This window comes from Methylobacterium sp. 174MFSha1.1 (assembly GCF_900116815.1).
In the GTDB taxonomy this organism is placed as follows: Bacteria; Pseudomonadota; Alphaproteobacteria; order Rhizobiales; family Beijerinckiaceae; genus Methylobacterium.
Window position 1 is genome coordinate 33009 of sequence record NZ_FPCB01000031.1, and the last position, 18826, is coordinate 51834.

General features: G+C 71.3%; 20 protein-coding genes. 11 read left to right on the forward strand and 9 right to left on the reverse strand.

Annotation, left to right across the window (positions count from 1 at the left end; translation table 11 throughout):
- Positions 1 to 20: 20 nt before the first annotated feature.
- On the reverse strand, positions 21 to 563 hold the full coding sequence (locus BM430_RS24515; protein ID WP_093569860.1) for a YcgN family cysteine cluster protein: 543 nt from the start codon (positions 561 to 563) through the stop codon (positions 21 to 23).
- 309 nt (positions 564 to 872) lie between these two features.
- Between BM430_RS24515 and BM430_RS24520 the strand changes: the two genes are divergently transcribed.
- The 6 genes from BM430_RS24520 (at position 873) to BM430_RS24540 (ending at position 7031) form a co-directional block, all read left to right on the forward strand.
- Positions 873 to 3038, forward strand: a complete 2166-nt coding sequence (locus BM430_RS24520; protein WP_093569904.1) for a transglycosylase domain-containing protein — start codon at positions 873 to 875, stop codon at positions 3036 to 3038.
- A gap of 136 nt (positions 3039 to 3174) precedes the next feature.
- Positions 3175 to 4161, forward strand: a complete 987-nt coding sequence (locus BM430_RS24525; RefSeq protein ID WP_093569861.1) for a glycosyltransferase family 2 protein — start codon at positions 3175 to 3177, stop codon at positions 4159 to 4161.
- 50 nt (positions 4162 to 4211) lie between these two features.
- The gene (locus tag BM430_RS35595; protein ID WP_280142290.1) at positions 4212 to 4334 is read left to right on the forward strand and encodes a hypothetical protein; all 123 of its coding nucleotides are present in this window, start codon (positions 4212 to 4214) and stop codon (positions 4332 to 4334) included.
- A gap of 195 nt (positions 4335 to 4529) precedes the next feature.
- The gene (locus tag BM430_RS24530; protein WP_143132121.1) at positions 4530 to 5531 is read left to right on the forward strand and encodes a glycosyltransferase family 2 protein; all 1002 of its coding nucleotides are present in this window, start codon (positions 4530 to 4532) and stop codon (positions 5529 to 5531) included.
- A gap of 145 nt (positions 5532 to 5676) precedes the next feature.
- The gene (locus BM430_RS24535; protein ID WP_093569863.1) at positions 5677 to 6453 is read left to right on the forward strand and encodes a DUF1214 domain-containing protein; all 777 of its coding nucleotides are present in this window, start codon (positions 5677 to 5679) and stop codon (positions 6451 to 6453) included.
- On the forward strand, positions 6450 to 7031 hold the full coding sequence (locus BM430_RS24540; protein WP_093569864.1) for a DUF1254 domain-containing protein: 582 nt from the start codon (positions 6450 to 6452) through the stop codon (positions 7029 to 7031). The genes BM430_RS24535 and BM430_RS24540 overlap by 4 nt, the downstream gene beginning before the upstream one ends.
- Before the next feature lie 41 nt (positions 7032 to 7072).
- Here BM430_RS24540 and BM430_RS24545 read toward each other — a convergent pair whose 3' ends face one another.
- Positions 7073 to 7864, reverse strand: coding sequence for a hypothetical protein (locus BM430_RS24545; protein WP_093569865.1), 792 nt, complete (start codon positions 7862 to 7864; stop codon positions 7073 to 7075).
- 16 nt (positions 7865 to 7880) lie between these two features.
- The gene (locus tag BM430_RS24550) at positions 7881 to 8087 is read right to left on the reverse strand and encodes a hypothetical protein (RefSeq protein ID WP_093569866.1); all 207 of its coding nucleotides are present in this window, start codon (positions 8085 to 8087) and stop codon (positions 7881 to 7883) included.
- 301 nt (positions 8088 to 8388) lie between these two features.
- On the opposite strand from BM430_RS24550, the gene BM430_RS24555 reads away from it, so the two are divergent.
- The 3 genes from BM430_RS24555 to BM430_RS24565 all read left to right on the forward strand — a co-directional run bounded on the left by BM430_RS24555 (position 8389) and on the right by BM430_RS24565 (position 11406).
- Entirely contained in the window at positions 8389 to 9501 is a 1113-nt protein-coding gene (locus tag BM430_RS24555; RefSeq protein ID WP_093569867.1) for a DUF2336 domain-containing protein, read from the forward strand.
- Positions 9502 to 9625: 124 nt separating this feature from the next.
- Positions 9626 to 10924, forward strand: coding sequence for a 2-oxo acid dehydrogenase subunit E2 (locus BM430_RS24560; RefSeq protein ID WP_093569868.1), 1299 nt, complete (start codon positions 9626 to 9628; stop codon positions 10922 to 10924).
- 53 nt (positions 10925 to 10977) lie between these two features.
- Positions 10978 to 11406: a GNAT family N-acetyltransferase gene (locus BM430_RS24565; protein ID WP_093569905.1), complete on the forward strand. Its 429-nt coding sequence runs from the start codon at positions 10978 to 10980 to the stop codon at positions 11404 to 11406.
- A 145-nt stretch (positions 11407 to 11551) separates the two neighbouring features.
- Here BM430_RS24565 and BM430_RS24570 read toward each other — a convergent pair whose 3' ends face one another.
- On the reverse strand, positions 11552 to 11980 hold the full coding sequence (locus BM430_RS24570) for a DUF6894 family protein (protein ID WP_143132122.1): 429 nt from the start codon (positions 11978 to 11980) through the stop codon (positions 11552 to 11554).
- Positions 11981 to 12366: 386 nt separating this feature from the next.
- Here BM430_RS24570 and BM430_RS24575 point away from each other — a divergent pair, with 386 nt between their 5' ends.
- A complete protein-coding gene (locus BM430_RS24575; protein ID WP_093569870.1) occupies positions 12367 to 13779 on the forward strand; it encodes an adenylate/guanylate cyclase domain-containing protein in 1413 nt (470 codons plus the stop codon).
- Between the two features lie 246 nt (positions 13780 to 14025).
- Here the strand turns inward: BM430_RS24575 and BM430_RS24580 are convergent, their stop codons facing one another.
- The 3 genes from BM430_RS24580 to BM430_RS24590 all read right to left on the reverse strand — a co-directional run bounded on the left by BM430_RS24580 (position 14026) and on the right by BM430_RS24590 (position 16588).
- Positions 14026 to 14649 (reverse strand): LbetaH domain-containing protein, encoded by a 624-nt coding sequence (locus BM430_RS24580; RefSeq protein ID WP_093569871.1) that lies wholly within the window; start codon positions 14647 to 14649, stop codon positions 14026 to 14028.
- A gap of 32 nt (positions 14650 to 14681) precedes the next feature.
- Positions 14682 to 14999, reverse strand: coding sequence for a hypothetical protein (locus BM430_RS24585; RefSeq protein ID WP_093569872.1), 318 nt, complete (start codon positions 14997 to 14999; stop codon positions 14682 to 14684).
- A 173-nt stretch (positions 15000 to 15172) separates the two neighbouring features.
- Positions 15173 to 16588, reverse strand: a complete 1416-nt coding sequence (locus tag BM430_RS24590) for a DHA2 family efflux MFS transporter permease subunit (RefSeq protein WP_093569873.1) — start codon at positions 16586 to 16588, stop codon at positions 15173 to 15175.
- 168 nt (positions 16589 to 16756) lie between these two features.
- Between BM430_RS24590 and BM430_RS24595 the strand changes: the two genes are divergently transcribed.
- Entirely contained in the window at positions 16757 to 17308 is a 552-nt protein-coding gene (locus tag BM430_RS24595) for a DUF2239 family protein (RefSeq protein ID WP_093569874.1), read from the forward strand.
- Positions 17309 to 17381: 73 nt separating this feature from the next.
- Here BM430_RS24595 and BM430_RS24600 read toward each other — a convergent pair whose 3' ends face one another.
- Positions 17382 to 18080: a carbonic anhydrase gene (locus BM430_RS24600; protein WP_244539647.1), complete on the reverse strand. Its 699-nt coding sequence runs from the start codon at positions 18078 to 18080 to the stop codon at positions 17382 to 17384.
- Positions 18081 to 18451: 371 nt separating this feature from the next.
- A complete protein-coding gene (locus BM430_RS24605; protein ID WP_093569875.1) occupies positions 18452 to 18706 on the reverse strand; it encodes a hypothetical protein in 255 nt (84 codons plus the stop codon).
- Positions 18707 to 18826: the final 120 nt, after the last annotated feature.

The window sequence follows — 18826 nt, forward strand, 5'->3', positions numbered from 1 at the left end:
GAGCGTCCTGCCCGCGCCGTTCAGGCCCCGCCTTGCGGATCCCCGCCCGCCGGATCCTCGCTCCCCGGATCCTGGCCCGGCCAGTCGACGATGCGGTCCGGCAGTTCCTCGGTCTCGAACTCCTCCTCGGTGCCGCTGACCCGGCCGCGGACCGAGATGCCGGCCTCGTGCACGGTGCGCCGGGTGCCGGAGACCAGGGGATGCCACCAGGGCAGGTCGCGCCCGTCCCGCACCAGGCGATAGCCGCAGGTCGGCGGCAGCCACGGCAGGGTGCGCACCGCCTCGGGCGTCAGCCGCACGCAATCGGGCACCCTGCGCTGGCGCCGGGCGTAGTCGCGGCAGCGGCAGGTGCCGGCATCGAGCAGCGTGCAGCCGATATCGGTGTAGTGGATCTCGCCCGAATCCTCGTCCTCGAGCTTGAGCAGGCAGCAGCGGCCGCAGCCGTCGCACAGGCTCTCCCACTCCTGCGGCGACATCGCCTCCAGGCTCTTCTCGCGCCAGAACGGGGTCTCGGCCTTCAGCGAGGCGGGCGGGCGCGGGGGCTTGCTGCGGGCTTCGGCCACGGTGGTTCAAGGCTCTCGAGGCGCCGGCGCGACGGCGCGGGTGGGAATGTCGGGGATGGAGGATCCCCCTCTGCCGCGCCCGGGGCCCGCGGGCAAGCACGGCCGGGCCGGCTTACGCAATCCTGCGACGTCGTGTCGGCGAAGAAGCGCCCCATATAGGCCTTGGAAGCCTGCGAAGGGCTCACGGTCTCGCGCTAGGATGCGAGGCTTGCTAGACCATCGAATTGCGCCATCCCGAGGACCGTTGCCGTGCCCGAGAACCAGCCCACCGACCGGCTGACCAAGCTCCGGACCCGCCTGTCCCACGGGATGCTCGGTTTCGACGCCTGGCTGAACGACGCCCTCTACAACGGCGGCCGCTCGTTCGGCGAGGCCTACGGCCGCTACGCCGAGAAGATCCAGCGCCGCTTCCGGGTGCGGGGCGTCAAGCGCGTCGTCCTCGACCTCGCGAGCGAGGGCGTGACGCTCGGGCTCGGCGGCGCCGTGGTGATGCTGACGCTCGCCCAGTCGGCCTTCAACCAGACCAGCGAGAACTGGCTGAAGGCCCCGGACCTCGCCGTGACCTTCCTCGACCGCTACGGCACCGAGGTCGGGCGGCGCGGCATCAAGCACGACGATTCGCTGCGCATCGACGAGTTTCCCGACATCCTGGTCAAGGCGCTGATCTCGACCGAGGACCGGCGCTTCTACGAGCACTGGGGCATCGACCCGATCGGGACCCTGCGCGCCGTGACGGTGAACGCGCGCGGCGGCGGCCACGTCCAGGGCGGCTCCTCGCTGACCCAGCAGCTCGCCAAGAACCTCTTCCTGTCGAACGAGCGCTCGCTCGAGCGCAAGATCAACGAGGCGTTCCTGGCCCTCTGGCTCGAATGCCACCTGACCAAGAACGAGATCCTGAAGCTCTACCTCGACCGCGCCTATATGGGCGGCGGCACCTTCGGGGCGGCCGCGGCGGCGGATTATTATTTCGGCAAGAACCTCAAGGACATCACCCTGCCGGAGGCGGCCATGCTGGCCGGCCTGTTCAAGGCGCCGACGAAGTACGCGCCCCACGTCAACCTGCCGAAGGCCCGCGCCCGGGCGGCGGACGTGCTGCACAACATGGTCGAGGCGGGCTACCTCACGGAGGGCCAGATCCAGTCGGCCCTGCGCAACCCGGCGACTCCGGTGACCCGCTCGCGCGACATCAGCGCCGATTACTATCTCGACTGGGCCTTCAACGAGATCAAGAAGCTCGCCGACGAGGGCAAGCTGAAGAAGGAGCGGGTGCTGGTGGTGAAGACCCCGCTCGACCTCGCGATCCAGAAGCGGGCCGACCAGGCGGTGGAGAACGTGCTGCGCCAGTTCGGCGACGCCTTCGACGTCGAGCAGGCGGCCCTCGTGACCATGGATCCGGACGGCGCCGTGCGGGCGATGGTCGGCGGGGCCGATTACGGCCAGAGTCAGTTCAACCGCGCCACCGACGCGCTGCGCCAGCCCGGCTCGTCGTTCAAGCCCTACGTCTACGCCGCGGCGCTCGCCACCGGGCAGTGGCGGCCGGAGAGCCGCGTCGTCGACCGGCCGGTCTGCATCGGCAACTGGTGCCCGGCGAATTACGGCCGCTCGTTCGCCGGCACCGTGCCGCTCTGGGTCGCGGTGGCGAAGTCGATCAACACCATCCCGGTGCAGTTCTCGATCGCCATGGGCAAGCAGCTCGGCGAGACCCACGACGCCCGGGCGGCCAAGCTCGGCCGGGCCAAGATCATCGAACTGTCCCACAAGATGGGCATCACCTCGAACCTGGTCGACTCGGTCTCGCTGCCGATCGGCTCGGCCGAGGTGACGGTGCTCGACCAGGCCGCCGGCTACTCGGTCTTCGCCAATGGCGGCCGCCGGGCCAAGCCCTACGCGGCGTCCGAGATCCGCACCGGCGCCGGCGAGGTGATCTACCGCCACGACACCAGCGAGGGGCCGCCCGAGCAGCTGCTCTCGACCCGGGTCGTCGCCGACATGAACTTCATGCTGAACAAGGTCGTCGACGAGGGCACCGGCCGCAAGGCGGCGGTGGAGGGCGTGCGCACCGCCGGCAAGTCGGGCACCACCAACGCCTACCGCGACGCCTGGTTCGTCGGCTATACCGGCAACCTCGTCACCGCCGTCTGGTACGGCAACGACGACCATTCCTCGACCAAGAACCTGACCGGCGGCTCGCTGCCGGCGATCACCTTCCACGAGGTGATGGCCCCGGCTCACCAGGGCATCGAGATCAAGCCGATGCCGGGCTTCGAGGCGGACAAGGCCGCCGTTCGCAGCGCCCAGGGCCCCGCCCCGACCACCCCGCCCCCCGGCGCGCCGGCCGGCGCCCTGTCGCGGCGCTCCTTCGAGGTGCTGGGGGGACTGGGCACCCTGTTCCGCTCGGTCGAGAGCCCGACCCCGGGGCGGGCGGCGTTCAACACGGTGGGAAGCGGCGCGGCGGAACGGTCGTCGGTGCGGTGACGCGGGGGGGGCGCGGCGCCCGAGTGCCGCGCCTTGACCTTCGCCATGACGATCCGCACAACGGCGCCGTGCGGCCGCACGGTCCCGCGGCGACCGGCTCCGGCACGCGTTGCAGGGCCGCACGAAGGAAAAGCCCATGAAGTACGTGGCGGTCACCCGCATCCTCGACGAGGCGGACATCGTCGAGGCCTTCACGCGGCACACGGCCCTGTTTGCCGGCCATCACATCTTCATCGATAACGGCAGCAACGACGGCACGCTCGACATCCTGCGGTCCCTGCAGGCCGAGGGGTTGTCGATCACCGTCTTCCAGAACAAGTCCGTTCATTACAACGAGCGCGAGTTCAACACCTTCCTGTACAAGGAAGCGGTCGACAACCACCGGGCCGACTGGGTCGTCTTCCTGGACGCCGACGAGTTCCTCGACGACCGCCATCTCGGGATGTCGTTTCATCAGTACTTCGAGGCCCTGGAGCGGAGCGGCAGCCCGGTCCAGTGCGTCAAGATCCCGATGGTCAACTATCAATACACGCGGCAGGACAACAAGGATGAAATGATCGTCCCGCGTCGCATGGTCAAGCGTCACGCGCCGAGCGACACCTGCAAGGTGATCGTGAGCGCGAAGATCCGTCACGACGAGATCATGATCGACAACGGATCGCATCACGTCTTCTGCCGCGGGTCCGAGGTGCGCGAGCAGATCACCGAGGCCAGGATCTGGCTGGCCCACTACTCCGAGCGCTCGCCGTTCCAGCTGGTGGTGAAGTTCGTGCGGGGCTGGGCGAAGGTCCTCGCCGCGGGCGAGGTCGCGCTCAAGGCCGGCGCGAGTTCCCACTATCGCGGGCCGTTCGAGATCCTCAAGGACCGGCCCGAAGCGCTCCTCAAGAGCGAGTGGTTCATGACCCACAAGAACGAGCACCCGGACCTCGTCGAGGATCCGACGCGCTACCATGGCGGCGAGCTGCGCTACACGCCGCGGGTCGAGGACGACATGATCGCCGTCAGGAGCCTCATGGGATACCTGGCGGACCTGGCCGAGCAGCACGGCCGGCTGATCGATTCGAGCGCGGCGGTCCGGCAGCTGGTCGAGCAATGGGGGTCGCAGCACGGCCGGATCCTGTGAGCGTCGCCGATAGCTCGGCTCCTGCGGCGTCCATCGGGACGCCCGTGACGATGGACCGGCCCGTCACCCGGGCACCCCCTGACCGAGCGGATGTCGGCGCGAAGGAAAAAATTCCGGCGCGCTCCAAGATCCGGCGCAGCACCAAGGCGCATGCCGACCGGATCATGCCCTAGAGCACGGACCGGCCGTACTCGGATCGAGGGCGCATCAGATCTTCGACTCCGCGATTGCGATTTTGTCACATTTCCGTCACAGCTCCCGTATGCACTTTCTCGGAAAATGCTCTACGATCGCCTGAACTGAGCCCGGCAGGCGCAGCCTCGATCGTCATCGAGCACTCCTCCGGATTACCCTACGGTTCAACGGCTTTGAGACTGACGACACAGCGCGAGCATGATCGGTGGCTGGACCGCCTTCTCGCGACGCGCCTGGCGCAGCGGATCCGGACACACCTCCTCGACCGCGCCGGGTCCGCCCCGGAGCACGGTCACGCGACGCCGTGGCCGCACCGGATTCGCGATCGGCTCTCGGCGATCGTGAACCCGCCCGAGCGCCCGCCGGGCGTCGCGACGGTCGTGGCGATCGCGAAGAATGAAGGCCGGTACATCACGGAGTGGATCGCCTGGAATCTCGCGATCGGCTTCGATCGCATCCTGATCTTCTCGAACGACAGCACCGACGACACCGACCGGATCGTCTCGCGTCTTTCACGGCGGGACCCACGGGTCGCCCTGATACCGTGGCCGTCCGTACCCGGCACCTCGCCCCAGATCACCGCCTACACGCAGTCCCTGCGCATCGTGACGACGCCCTGGGTCATGTTCCTCGACATCGACGAGTTTCTCCTGCCCTTCGCCGACGGCCATATCCACGATTTCCTCGATCGCGTTCCGGCCGACGTCGCGAGTGTTCACATCAACTGGCGGAATTTCGGCTCCGGCGGACGGACATCCGCTGATTACGACTTCGTGACCAAGACGTTTTTCCAGGGCGCCGACTTGGATTGGGCCAATCACCACCATTTCAAGAGCTTCATCCGCACGGCCCTGGCAACGGATGTTCACGTTCACGACGCGGGAACGTCGGAGGGCCGCAGGACGCTCTCCGACTTCAAGGAGTTCACGCTGCATTACCCCGGCATCGGCACACGGACAGTTCACGACACGATCCAGATCAATCACTATCAATGCAAAACTTATGACGAATTTGTCCTGCGCATGCGGTGGGGCGACGCTAATTACGCAGGGAGCGCACCGCGCGACCACTCGCGAGAACGATTCGACGTTCTCGACAGGAACGAAACCTCGGATTTCAAGACACGCCTGTTCGAAGCCGCCTTCGATGCTGAGTACGAGCGGCTGACGCGATGACGCTCGCCCCGCACCGCGGATCCCCGGAGGAGGCTCGCGGTCCGATCCGGCGGATCCCGGGCCTCCCGTCTTCGGCCCGGCGGTAGCCGCTCGGCGAAAAAACCCGTTCGGGCTCCGCCCGACCTGGGCTAGACACGGCCCCACGATGCTGATCGAGAAAGTCGCCCCTCCGGCCGCCGGGCGCGCCGCGCCCCTCCGGCCCCGAACCCTGCCGCGGCTGCTGCGGCGGGCGGCGCGCCTGCGCGGGTTCGGGTTCGGGACTGTCGGGCTGGTGGTCTACGCCCTCGCGCTCGGTGCGGTCCTGGGTCTTGCCAGCGCCAACTGGGCGACGCGGGGGCGCTACCCGTTCGGGGGCGTCACCCTCAACGCCTGGACAGCCTGGCCGAAGATCGGCTCGCGCGAGGCCGACCCCTACGTGCGGGCGATCCACGCCCGGACCGGCGAGGTGCCGCTGGCCCTCGGGGAAGGCCTGCTCCTCACCGCGCTCACCGACGATGCCGGGCGCCGACTCGACCCGTCCTGCCGCTACCGCATCGCCGGTGCCACGCCCCCGGCCCGGGCCTGGACCCTGACGGTGGAGCGGCGCGGGCACGCCAGGGAGACGGCCCGGGCAGCCGCCGGTGAAGCCGCCAAGGAAACGGCCAAGGACTCCAGTAAGGCCGCGGCCGATCGCCCGGCGCAGGGAGGCGCCGTGCCGCCGGCGCGCACCGGCTTCACCTCCACGGAGGTCCTGCGCGACCGCGACGGCCGCTTCGCCGTGAGCCTGAGCCCGGTCGTGCAGCCCGGCAACTGGCTGCCGATGCCCGGGGGCGACGGCTCGATCCGGCTGGTGCTGCGCCTCTACGACACGCCGGTGGCGGCGAGCACGGGCGTGCTCGAACGCGAGGGCGTGCCCTCGATCACCCGGGAGGATTGCCCGTGACGCCGCTCGGCCGCTTCGTCCTCGCCACCCTGTGCGGCCTCGTCCTGGCCGGACTCGTGCACGTCGCGACGGTGCTGGCGATCCCCTATCTCGCCGACGGCGACGCCCTGGCGCGCTCGCGCGCGACGCTCGCCAACGACACCTCGGTGCTGGTCCACGCGGCCGCAATCGGGGGACCGGCCGAGGCGGCGGAGGGCTGGCTGCCGCCGCAGGACCCTGCGACGGCGGTGGGCGTCTGCGCCTACGACCTCGACGACGGCCCGGTGCGGATCACCGCCGAGACCGGCCCGCTCGTCGAGACGATCGCGCTGCACGGGCGCAGCGGCGCCTATTACGCCATCACCGACCAGGCGGCCGTGCGCGGCACCGTCGAACTCGTCATCATGACCCGGCGCCAGTTCGACGAGGCGCTCGCCACCGCCGACGAGGACGAGCGCAATCGCGACGTGCGCATCGTCGCGCCGAGCCGGCAGGGCTTCGTCAGCGTGCGGGTGCTCGCCGCCCTGCCGAGCCAGCAGGCCCAGGCCAACGAGGCCGCCCGCTCGGTCTCCTGCACGATCGACGGGCCGGACGAGTAGGGCGATCGCCTCCCGGTCTCCGCGACCGGGAGGCGATCTCTTCATCCCTTGCGCACCAGCACCACCTCGCCCGGCTCCGCGGGCACGAGGCCGCAGCGCGCCTCGGCATCCGCCGGCAGCAGCGGGTCGAGCAGGGTCCGGCGCGAGTCCAGGAAGGCGAGGGCCCGCTCGGTCGCCACCGCCTCGTCCTCGGGGGCGGCGATCAGCAGGTGTTCGAGGGCGTAGCGGTAGGAGGCGGAGCGCGCCGCCGTCTCGCGCCGCACCCAGGCGATGAGGCAGCGGTTCTCCGCCACCCGCATCGCGGCGCTGCGCACGTCGCGGTCGTCGAGGGTGGTGATGAAGGGCAGGCTCTGCAGCCGCGTCAGGTCCGCCCGCACCACCCGCGACGCCGTCTCGGCGAAGGCCGGGACGAGGCGGCCATCCGCCACCAGGTCGTCGGAGAGGCGCCGGTAGCGCGAGACGACCGAGCGGAACGGCCCGCTGGTGATCGCCTCGAGATAGGCCGCCGGATCGGCGGGGCGCCAGCCCGCCGGCAGCACCCGGGCGCGGGTGAGGTTGTTGAGGGCGGCATCGAAGACGCTGCGCTCGCGCGCCGGCATCAGGAAGCGCCAGGCGCGGTCGCGAAGCGCCCGCTCGTCCTCCGTGAAGGGAAACAGCGAGGCCGGTTCGCCGCGCTCGTGCGCTGCAAAGGTGCCGGCGGCGTCGATCAGGCTGTTCCAGGCGGTGGGCGCCGGGCGGCCGAAATCGCCCTGCTGGACGCAGGCCGCCACCAGCGGCACGGCGATGAGGGCGCCGGCGAGCGGCGAGACGAACGGCAGGGTCCGGCGCGGCATGGGGGAGCGCGGGATCTCAGCGCCGGCAGCGCCGCTCGGGCGCGGGCAGGCCGGGCTCGGCGGGATCGGGCAGCCTCTCATAGCGCACTCCCGTGAACAGCAGAATCGTGCCGCGGACCGCGTCCGCCGGATGGGAATCGGCCGAACCGCCGGCGACCGCACGCGCCGCGAGGCGCGGGAACGGGATGATGTCCGCCGAGGGACGCCGCTGTGGGCCGACCATGTGTGCTCTCCCGCCTCCGCCTAAGTCCCTCCGGCACGTCCCCCCGGGACCGCCGCCCATCGCGACCTCATGGGAGGGACGAAACCACGCGCATGGTTAATGGATTGTTTCCATCGATCCCCCGTATCACCGTGTCCGGAAGCCCGCCCGGCCCGCGGCGTAAACCATCGGTGACCGGACCGGTGCTCGATCCCCGCTGTCCCCAGGCCGGGAACCGGCCGCTCTCCGCAGCCTTAAGCGTCGCTTTACGCAAGCCCCGGCATTCTCCGGGTCGTCTTCAGTCCTGCGTACCCGATCGCCCATGGCCCGCTCCGCCGCCGACGCTCCGCCGGACCTCTCCGGCCTTCTCGACCTCGCGCGAGACCGGCGTCTCGACATGAAACCGGTCCTGCTGCGGGTGCAGACGGACCTTTTTCGCGCCGCGCCGGTGCGGGACGTCGCGACGATCCGGGCCTTCGAGTCGCTCGCCTGCGGGCTGATCCCGACGGTCGATTCCGCTACCGCCGAGATCGTCGCCCAGAAGCTGGCGCCGCTGGCCGACACGCCCCAGAGCGTGCTGACGCTGCTCGCCGCCCATGGCGGCGGCGCCCGCGACGCGGTGCTGGCCTTGAGCCCGGTCCTGTCGACGGCGCTGCTCGACGCCGCCGGCAACGGGCCGGAACTCGACGCGGTCATCGCCCTGCGGCACGATCTCGGCCGGGCCCTCGTCGACGACCTGAGCCAGCGCGACGAGCCGGACGTCGACCTGGCGCTCGCCCGCAACGCGACGGCGCCGCTCGCCGGCGCCGCCCTGGTGCGGCTGGCCGAGCGGGCGCGCCGGCGGCCGGACCTGGCCGCCCTGCTCCTCGCCCGCGACGACCTGCCGGCGGTCGAGCTCGCGCCGCTCTACCTGAAGGCCGACGGCGAGCGCAGGGCGGCGATCCGCGACGGCGTCGCCGCCCGCGCGGCCCTGCGGCCGCAGGGGCGGGCCGGCACGCGCGCCGCCGTCGCGGCGCTCACCGCCTTCGCCGCCCGCGGCGAGCCGGAGCGGTTCGAGGCGGCGCTCGGCGAGGCGCTCGGCATGCCGGGGGCTGGCTTGCGCGCCTCCGAGCCGGAGCGGCGCGACCTCCTGGCGCTGGCGCTCCGCGCCGCGGACCTCGCCGAGGATGAAGCGGTGGTCATGTTCCGGCACCTCGATCCCGCGGCCGCCCGCTCGGCCGAGGCGGAATCCGGCCTGACCGAGCTGTTTCGCGTCATGGACGCCGCGACCGCCCGCGACCTCGTCGCCTCGATCCTCGGCAGCGACGGGATCCTGCACGGCGCCACCCCCGAGCAGCACCGCCCGGCCCACGGCCCGGCCTCGCCGCGCCTGCGCCCGGCCGCCGCCCCCTCCTTGCGCCCGGCCCTGCCGGAACGGACCCGCAAGGCGCGCTAGGAGGCATCGCACGACGGTTTCCCCCCGGTCGCCAAATGCTCTAGGCGTAACATTCCGGATGCTGCGCCGCCCGCGACGGGATGGCGCGCGACGGGACAACGAGAACCGTCTCGGGGAGAGCCTCGTGAGTGCCAGCCTGCCGGTCGCCCTGCCTGATATCGGCGACTTCAAGGACGTCCCGGTGGTCGAGATCCTGGTCAAGCCCGGGGACCGGATCGCCGTCGACGACCTCCTGATCAGCATCGAATCCGACAAGGCGACCATGGAGGTCCCTTCGCCTGTGGCGGGGGTGGTGGCGGAGATCCTGGTGGCGCCGGGCACGCGGGTGTCGCAGGGCACGCCGATCCTGATGGTCGACACCTCCGGCGAGGCCGCCACGCCGGCACCCGCCGCGGCCCCGTCCGCCCCCGAACCGGCGCCGAGCCCGGCCCCAGCGGCGGTTCCCGCGCCGGCCGCACCCGAGATCCCCGCCACGTCCGAAGCCCACGCCACGTCCGCCGCCCACGCCACGCCCTCCGTGCGCGCCTACGCGCGCGAGCTCGGCGTCGATCTGGCGGGCATTCCCGGCACCGGCCCGCAGGGCCGCATCCTGCGCGAGGACGTGCTGGCCTTCGTCCGCGGCCAGATGGCGGCCCCCTCCCCCGCTGCCCCGGCGGCCCCACCGCCCGCTCCGTCACCCTCGGGGATCGGCGCCGGCCTGCCGGCCTGGCCGCAGGTCGACCACGCCAAGTTCGGCCCGGTGCGGCGGGAGGCCCTGTCGCGCATCCAGCAGATCTCCGGCCAGGCGCTCACCCGCAACTGGCTGACGATCCCGCACGTCACCAATTTCGACCATGCCGACGTCACCGAGACCGAGGCGCTGCGGCGCGAGCTGAACGGCGCCGGCCGGCCCGGCGCCCACAAGGTCACGATGGTGGCGATCCTGATCAAGGCCGCCGCCGCCGCGCTCCGGGCCTATCCGCGCTTCAACGCGGCGCTCGACGGCGATGCCCTGATCCTGAAGGATCATGTCCATGTCGGCTTCGCGGTCGACACGCCGCGGGGCCTCCTGGTGCCGGTGGTGCGCGACTGCGACCGCAAGGGCCTCGTCGAGATCGCCCAGGAGATGGGGGAGCTCGCCGAGCAGGCCCGCTCCGGCACCCTGCCTCCCGCCGCGATGCAGGGCGGCGGCTTCTCGGTCTCCTCGCTCGGCGGCATCGGCGGCGACGGCTTCACGCCGATCATCAACGCCCCCGAGGTGGCGATCCTGGGGGCGGCGCGCTCGCGCATCGAGCCGGTCTGGGACGGCAGCACCTTCCAGCCGCGGCTGATCCTGCCCCTGAGCCTGTCCTGGGACCACCGGGCGGTGGACGGCGCGGCGGCGGCCCGCTTCCTCTCGCATCTCGCCGCGGTGCTCGCCGACCTGCGCCGGGGCGCCCTGTGATCCGGGCCGCCACCCCGGCCGACCACCCGGCCCTGGCGTGTCTGTTCGAGGAGATGCAGGCCTACTACGCCGTGCCGTGCCCGCCTCGGGAGGAGATCGAGGCGGCGCTCGCCGGGCGCCCGGCCGGCACCGAGATCCTGGTGGCGGAGGGGGGCGGGGCGCAGGATGTCGGAGCCCTCGCCGGCTTCGCGGCCTTCTCGGCGGTCTATCCCGGCCCGGGTCTCGCGGGCGGCCTGTTCCTGAAGGAGCTGTTCGTCGGCGCCGCCCATCGCGGCGGCGGCCACGGCCGCGCGCTCGTGCGGGCGGTGGCGGGAGAGGCCGTGGCGCGCGGGCTGAAGCGCGTCGACTGGACGGCGGATGCCGGCAAGCCGGAGCTGCTCGCCTTCTACGAGGGGCTCGGCGCGGCACAGAAGCCCGACAAGGTGTTCTTCCGGCTCGACGGGGAGGCGCTGGCGACGCTCGGCGGGGCGGAGCGAGGCTAAGCAGAGCTGCACGGGGCAACTCCGCTCAGCTCCTTGTTTTTGCATCATTTATTCCGCCGAACCGGTGACCGCTTCGGCGAATGATGCTCAGGGGCCGAGCGCCTTCCCGATGGCCGCGGGGCGCAAGGCATCGTCGCGGTCGACGTCAGGCCGTCGATCCCGTCCGCATGGGCCGGAACGCCGCCAGACCCCGGCTCGCCTCGCTCAGCAGCCGTCTCGTCTCCGCGAGGGTCTCCTGCAGGGCGGCGCCCTGCTCCCGCAGGGCCGTCTGCAAGGCGTGGGAGCGCATCAGCGCCTGTGCCGCCGCGTCGCGCCGTCCTCTCAGCTCGTCCGCGATCCGCTGCATGTCGACCGAGGTCGGTGGAAGCATCGACCGCCGCCCCCGGCCCAGATACTCGGCGAACGGCAGATCAAGCATGGTCTTTCCGGCAGCGTCCGTGATCTGGAAGCCGTACTGCCAGGGATTGGCCTTCTGCCGCATCAGGTCGACAGTCATGGTCCCGATCGCGTCGAAGGCATCGAGGTAAGCCGCTTCGAGGCTGGCGAACTCGGACCCGGCTTCGTCCTGGTTCAATCCACTCGGAGTCCGCAGATGGAAATAGAAGTACGGCATAGGAAGGGCACCCGCCGGCAGCAAGACGCCCTGATCCGGTCGCCGCCTGTCAATCGAAAACTTATCACATGGTCTACACCGGCAGGCAACGTGTCGGATCGAAGCTGAACTGCTAACTCTGCCATCGGCACACGCAGCCAAGAGATGCAATTATTAATTTTTCAGTCTTGGTGCCGGCACGCAAAGGTGGCTGCGCCTCGCCCCGGGCCAACTCGTCGCGCGTCCTCGATCGGGGATTTCAGCCTGTCTGCCCGGGAGGAGGCTCCGCCCGCACGGACGTGCCCGTCGCGGGCTCGACGGCCGGACGCCGCGTTGCCGCCGCCCGCGCCCGGGTCTAGTCTCCCCCGATGGACGAGAGCGATGCCCTCCTCGCCGCACTCCACCGGACGGCCGAGCCCGCGGCGGCCCGGGCCGTGGAGCACCTGCTCCGGCACGGAGCCGATGCGGAACTGGCGCGGATCAACGCCGTGCATCTCGCTGCGGAAGCGGGCCTCGACGACGAGCCGGTGATCGGCGCGCTCCTGCACGGCGCGCGGCTCGGCCTCCTCGAGATGGCCTGGAACGTCCTGTGCCCGAGCTGCGGCGGCGTGATCGAGGCGCCGGCGAGCCTGCGCGGGGTCCGGTCGTCGGGCTATCACTGCGCCTTCTGCGCCCTCGACAGCGAACCGGTCCTCGACGACACGGTCGAGGTGACGTTCACGGTCAGCCCGCGGATCCGGCGCATCGCCGCGCACGATCCCGACGGGCTCGGCTTCTGGGACTACCAGCGCCAGGTGTTCTTCGGCTCCGGCCTCGCCTTTCCGGAGCCGGCGGACCTCGCCGCGCTGGCGCAGCGGGCGCTCGTCGAAACGGTCGAGCTGCGCGCCGGCGAGCGGATGATCCTGGCGCTCCAGCTCGGGCCCGAGCCGCTGATCGTGCTCGATCCCGTGACCCATGCGGCCCACACCCTCGCGGTCGAGGGCGAGCCGACGCAGGAGCGCCAGGATCTCGCCCTGGTCTTCGACGCCGCGAGGGCGAGCGCCGGCCACAGCACGGTCCGCCCCGGTCCCTTGCGCATCTCCCTCGACAACCGGACCGGCGGGCGGGTGCTGCCGGCGGTCTTCCGCGTCGGGCCGGATCTCGAGGCGCTGCTCGGCGGGCGCATGCCCTTCCTCACCGCCAAGCGACTCCTCAGCAACCAGACTTTTCGCGATCTCTACCGCACCGACACGCTCGACATCGACCAGCGGCTCAAGATCCTGAGCCTGACCTTCCTGTTCACCGACCTGAAGGGCTCGACCGAGCTCTACGCCCGGGTCGGCGACCTCGTCGCCTACGACCTGGTGCGGGCGCATTTCCGCATCCTGCACGAGATCGTCGCCGCCGAGGGCGGGGCGGTGGTCAAGACGATTGGCGACGCCGTAATGGCGACGTTTCCGGCGCCGCACCGGGCGGTGGCGGCGGCGCTCCGCATGCGGGCGGCGATGCAGGCCCTGAACGCCGAGCGCGGGGCCGACGACCTCGTGCTCAAGATCGGGCTGCACGAGGGACCGTGCCTCGCGGTGAGCCTCAACGACCGCCAGGATTATTTCGGGCAGACCGTGAACGTGGCGGCGCGGGTGCAGCAGCTGGCGGCGGCCGGCGGCATCTTCGCCACCGACGCGGTCCTGCGCCACGCCGAGGCCGCCCGCTGCCTGACCGAGAACGGGATCACGGCCCGGGCCGAGCTGCGGCGCTTGCGCGGCATCGGCGAGCCAGTGCCGGTGCAGGAGCTGATCTGAGAGCGTGCTTGACCGATGGCGTCGGTCGATCTGGCACGCAGGTCACCATCTCACCGGGTCATCCCGGGGCCCGGCGCAGCCGGGAACCCGGGATCCATAACCGCCGACGGTGACAGATCAGGCGGAAGGCCTCCCGCCTCTTCCTGGAACGTCAGCGGTTATGGATCCCGGGTTCCGCTGCGCGGCCCCGGGATGACCCGGAGGGTTGCAGATCGGTTCGTCGAAGCAAGCGGGTCTGGAAATCGCTCACCTGAGGTCCGGCGGGACGCCGTGATCGACCAACCCGAGGCGCGGCACCACCGTGCCGGGGCGCAAGATCGCACCGGGGGCCACGACGGCATTCGCCCCGAGCCGCGCCCCGTCGCCGACGAGGGCGCCGAACTTGGGCAGGCCCGTCTCGATCAGGGCACCGTCGTACCGGAACGCCACCGTGGCGCCGGGCCACTCGTTGCGGTGGTTGGCGATGACGGCCCCGGCCTCGAGGTTGACGCCCCGGCCGACCACGCTCTCGCCGACGAAGTTGAAATGGGCGAGCGCCGTGCCGGCGAACAGGAACGAGGCCTTGAGTTCCGCGCCCGGCCCGATCGTGCAGGCCTCCTCCAGCCAGGCGCCGCCCCGCAGGGTGGCGCCGTGGCCGACGAAGCAGCGCGGCCCGACGACGAGCGGGCCCTTGAGCACCGCGCCGGGCTCGATCCGGGCGCTGCGATGGACCGCGACTTCGTCGGCGAGGCAGAAATCCGTGCCGAGCCGGTCGAGGAGCCGGCGGACGACCGCCGGCGCCGCCGCGGTGAGCGCCCAGGGCGTCTCGTCCGCGAGATCGGCGAGGGCGCAATCTGAAAAGGCCGGGATGTGGCGGAGGAGCAGGCTCATGGCGGTCCCGGCCGAACGAGGTCAGGTCGCGGTCAGTCGCAGACGCGGACCCGGCGGATGTAGACGTCGCCGAACTCGTCCACCATCCGGCGGCGGACGGTGTAGCAATCCGGGCCGTAGGCCGGGGCGTAGCCGCCATAGACCGGCGTATAGCCGTAGGCCGGGGCGGGGGCATAGCCGTAGGCCGGCCGCGCGCCGGCGGCGATCGCGCTGCCGAGGGCGAGGCCGCCGACCGCGCCGAGGGCAAAGGCCGGCCCGCCGCGCCAGCCGGCCTCGGCCGGCGCGGCGCCGGCCAGGGTGACGCTCGCCAGGCTCGCCGCGGCCACGCAGACGGATGCGATGCGCTTCATGGCAGATCCCCATGACGTTGGAAGGTGAGGACGATGTCCCGAGCAACCCAGAGCCGATCGCGGCTCGTCCGTGCTCGATGTCCTCAAATTCTCACCGTCACGCTGAATGCCGGCTGAAGCTTGGGCGCAGGATTCCTTCACGCAGACTCGCGGCAAGACTCTCACGGCAAAGCTCAGGTCGCGTCGGCGGCGGGCTTCGCCTGGACGATGCGGTGGCCCGAGACCTCGGCGCCGGCCTCCGGGGCGAGGCGGCGGAACGAGAAGGTCGAGAGCCCGGAGAGGACCGCCACCGCCAGGAAGGCGGGCCAGAAATCCTCCGCCCGGATCTCGGTGCGGCCGTGCCACTCGGCGGCCGACTGGAGCGCGAAAGCCCCGAAGGCGACCCCGATGCTCAAGGAGAGCTGCTGCGCCACGCTGGCGAGGCTCGTCGCCGCGCTCATGTCGCGCGGGTCGACGTCGGCATAGGCGATGGCGTTGACGGCGGTGAATTGCAGCGAGCGGAAGCAGCCGCCGATCAGCAGCACCGCGATGATGACGGCGTGCGGCGTGCCCGCGGTGAACAGGCCGTTGATCGCGAGCAGCCCGGCGGCCACCACGGCGTTCAGGGTCAACACCGCCCGGAACCCGAAGGCGCGCAGGATGCGGGCGGCGATGGTCTTCATGAACAGCGCGCCGGCGGCGGCCGCGAAGGTGATGAGACCCGAATGCAGCGGATCGAGCCCGAAGCCGAGCTGCAGCATCAGGGGCAGCAGGAAGGGAATCGCCCCGGTGCCGATGCGAAACAGGCTGCCGCCGAGCACCGCCGCCCGGAAGGTCGGGTAGCGCAGAAGGTCGAGGCGGATCACCGGATGCGCGACCCGGCGGCTATGGGCGAGGTAGAGCCCGCACATCACGATGCCGGCGCCGGTGCAGGCCCAGGACACGGCCTCCGGCAGGAGGTGGCGCCCGCTCGAGGCGAGGCCCAGCATCAGGCTCGCGAGCCCTATGCCTGAGAGGACGAAGCCGACGAGGTCGAGGGGCGGGCGCGCCTCCTCCTTGATGTCCTGGAAGTAGCGGGTGGCGAGCAGGATGCCGGCGAGCCCGATCGGCAGGTTGATGAAGAAGATCCAGCGCCAGTGCAGCGTCGTGGTGATGAGGCCGCCGAGCGGCGGACCGATCACCGGGCCGACGAGGGCCGGGATGGTCAGCGTCGCGAGCGCCTGGACCAGCTCGCCCTTCGGCACGCTGCGCAGGAGCACGAGGCGCCCGACCGGCACCATCATCGCCCCGCCCATGCCCTGCAGGAAGCGGGCGGCGACGAACCAGCCCAGCGAATGCGCCGCCGCGCAGGCGAGCGAGCCGGCCATGAACACCGCGAGCGCCCAGCGGAACACCGTGCGGGCGCCGTAGCGGTCGGCGGCCCAGCCGCTGATCGGGATGAAGATCGCCAGGCTGACGAGGTAGGAGGTGAGCGCGAGCTTCAGGGCGATCGGGTCCTCGCCCATATCCGCGGCGATCGCCGGCAGCGACGTCGCGAGCACGGTCGAGTCCGTGTTCTCCATGAACAGGGCCGTGGCGACGACGAGGGGGACGATCCGGGCGGTGCGCATGGCGCCGTATCTAGCGCACGGTCACCGTACCGGAAGCGCGAATCGGCGGGGGCTCGCCCGCGCGGCGCGCGGGGATGAGTGGCTTAACCCTTGATTTTACCCGGGTGTTATTGACGCTGCTTTTTATCCGGGTAAAAAGGCGTCGCACGTCGAGCCCAGAGTTTCGCCATGGACGAGTCCTTTACCTGCACCGCTTTCGAGGATGGCCGACATTTGGCCACCGGCCCGGCCGCCGTCGTGGCCCTGGCGGTCAAACAAGCGGTCGCGCGGGGAGCCAGCCCGCTCGTCTTCGACGACAGCTCCGGTCGGCAGATCGACTTCGACCTGCGCGGCAGCGACGCCGAGGTGACGGCGCGGCTGGAGCCACCCGCCCGCGCGGCGGGACGCCCGAAGCTCGGGGTCGTCGCCCGCGAGGTCACCCTTCTGCCGAGGCACTGGGACTGGCTCGCCGCTCAACCCGGCGGCGCCTCGGTCGCCCTGCGCAAGCTCGTCGAGGCGGCCCGCAATGCCGGCGCGGGCGGGGAGCGGCAGCGCCTGGCTCAAGAAGCGGCAGACCGCTTCATGGGGGCAATGCTCGGCGATGCTCCCGGCTACGAAGAGGCGTCACGCGCCCTCTACGCGGGCGATGCGGATCGCTTCCGAACCTTGAGCGAGAACTGGCCGGCGGATCTTCGCGACCATGCCCGCGGCCTGGCCGGTCCAGCCTTCGAGGCAGCGTAGGCCTCAACCCGCCGCCCGGAACCGGCCCGTTTCCTCCAGGATGGGCGCGGAGGAACGGGCCCGCCTCAGCGCCTCACTCCGCCGCCACCCGCACCGGCAGGTCGGCCGCCGCCCGCCGGGGCGTCGAGACCTCGGCCACCGGGAGGGCGCCGTCGTCGGTCAGGGTCACGAAGCGCCGGCCGTCATAGGCCAGGAGCGCGCCGGTCTCGATCTCGAAGAACCACCCGTGCAGCGAGAGCCCGCCCTTGGCGAGCGCCGCCGCCACGCTCGGATGCGTGCGCAGATGGGCGAGCTGCACCACCACGTTCTCGAGGGCGAGCGCCCGCAGGCGGTCCTTCGGGTCGATGTCGGCCGGATAGGCCTCGCAGACGATGCGGTCGGCGGCGTGGCTGTGGCGCAGCCAGGCGGCGACGTTCGGCATCGCGGCGAGGGCGCCGGGCTGCATCAGCCCCTTCATGGCGCCGCAATCCGAGTGGCCGCAGACCACGATGTCGCGCACCCCGAGCGCCACCACCGCGTACTCGATCGCCGAGGAGACGCCGCCGTTCATCTGCGAGAAGGGCGGCACGATGTTGCCGGCGTTGCGGCAGACGAACAGCTCGCCGGGGCCGGCCTGGGTGATGTGCTCGGGCGAGACCCGGGAATCGGCGCAGGCGATGATCAGCGCCTTCGGCTGCTGCCCGTCGCGCACGAGGCGCTCGTACATCCGCTGCTGGCCGGGGAAGACGCTGCCGCGGAAGGCGCAGATGCCCTGGATGATGCTGCTGTCCACGAGGAGTCCTTGTCGTGGTGGATGGGGGGCGGGGTTTCGCCACCTCAGGATTTCGTCGAGTCACGCCGGGTCGTGCGCGCCCCCTCTCCCCGCGGGCGGAAGGCTGACCGGGGAAAGTAAGTAGCGCGGGCTTCTTCCCTCCCCCCTCTGCGGGGGAGGGTGGCCCCTGCGTCAGCAGGGGTCGGGAGAGGGGACACCGTTTCCGGAGAGGCCGCGCGCTCTATGAAGGGCGTACCCTGGAGCGGCGTCGCGCTGCCCCTCTCCCGCCCCACTCCGTGGGGCACCCTCCCCCGCAGAGGGGGGAGGGAAGAAGCCCGCGCCATTTCTTTTCCCGTACGACCCTGCACCCATGGGAAGAGAAAACCCGCGCCTCACCGGCCGACCGCCCACCGGCCTGCGCGCTCCATCCCGCTGCCCCGCTCCGCCACCATCGGCTGGCCCTGGATCTGCCCGGTGCCCGCCCGCTGCGACAGGTGCGAGCGGGGATCGTGGTAGGGATCGGAGACGTAGCTGCTCATGAAGCCGCCGCCGGCGGCCTGGCGGCTGCCCTCGCCGCCTTCGGCCCGCGCGGCGGCCGGCAGCGCGAGAGCGGTGGCCAGGATGGTCGTAACGACGATCGTCTTCATCGTATTATCCTCTCTCGATCGACTGTATTGACGGACCGAACCAGTCCGTTCCGGCGATGAAGATGAGGATGATCGAAGACATTGTCTTGCGATGTGCGGCCACGCACCCAAGGATAAACC

Excerpts from the sequence above, each read along its gene's own strand:
- BM430_RS24545 (WP_093569865.1), bottom strand. The coding sequence starts at position 7,864 with ATGCCGCGCCGGACCCTGCCGTTCGTCTCGCCGCTCGCCGGCGCCCTC.
- BM430_RS24605 (WP_093569875.1), bottom strand. The coding sequence starts at position 18,706 with ATGAAGACGATCGTCGTTACGACCATCCTGGCCACCGCTCTCGCGCTG.
- BM430_RS24520 (WP_093569904.1), top strand. The coding sequence starts at position 873 with ATGCTCGGTTTCGACGCCTGGCTGAACGACGCCCTCTACAACGGCGGC.
- BM430_RS24555 (WP_093569867.1), top strand. The coding sequence starts at position 8,389 with ATGGCCCGCTCCGCCGCCGACGCTCCGCCGGACCTCTCCGGCCTTCTC.
- BM430_RS35595 (WP_280142290.1), top strand. The coding sequence starts at position 4,212 with ATGGACCGGCCCGTCACCCGGGCACCCCCTGACCGAGCGGATGTCGGC.
- BM430_RS24585 (WP_093569872.1), bottom strand. The coding sequence starts at position 14,999 with ATGAAGCGCATCGCATCCGTCTGCGTGGCCGCGGCGAGCCTGGCGAGC.
- BM430_RS24565 (WP_093569905.1), top strand. The coding sequence starts at position 10,978 with ATGCAGGCCTACTACGCCGTGCCGTGCCCGCCTCGGGAGGAGATCGAG.
- BM430_RS24580 (WP_093569871.1), bottom strand. The coding sequence starts at position 14,649 with ATGAGCCTGCTCCTCCGCCACATCCCGGCCTTTTCAGATTGCGCCCTC.
- BM430_RS24595 (WP_093569874.1), top strand. The coding sequence starts at position 16,757 with ATGGACGAGTCCTTTACCTGCACCGCTTTCGAGGATGGCCGACATTTG.
- BM430_RS24525 (WP_093569861.1), top strand. The coding sequence starts at position 3,175 with ATGAAGTACGTGGCGGTCACCCGCATCCTCGACGAGGCGGACATCGTC.
- BM430_RS24535 (WP_093569863.1), top strand. The coding sequence starts at position 5,677 with ATGCTGATCGAGAAAGTCGCCCCTCCGGCCGCCGGGCGCGCCGCGCCC.
- BM430_RS24590 (WP_093569873.1), bottom strand. The coding sequence starts at position 16,588 with ATGCGCACCGCCCGGATCGTCCCCCTCGTCGTCGCCACGGCCCTGTTC.
- BM430_RS24550 (WP_093569866.1), bottom strand. The coding sequence starts at position 8,087 with ATGGTCGGCCCACAGCGGCGTCCCTCGGCGGACATCATCCCGTTCCCG.
- BM430_RS24575 (WP_093569870.1), top strand. The coding sequence starts at position 12,367 with ATGGACGAGAGCGATGCCCTCCTCGCCGCACTCCACCGGACGGCCGAG.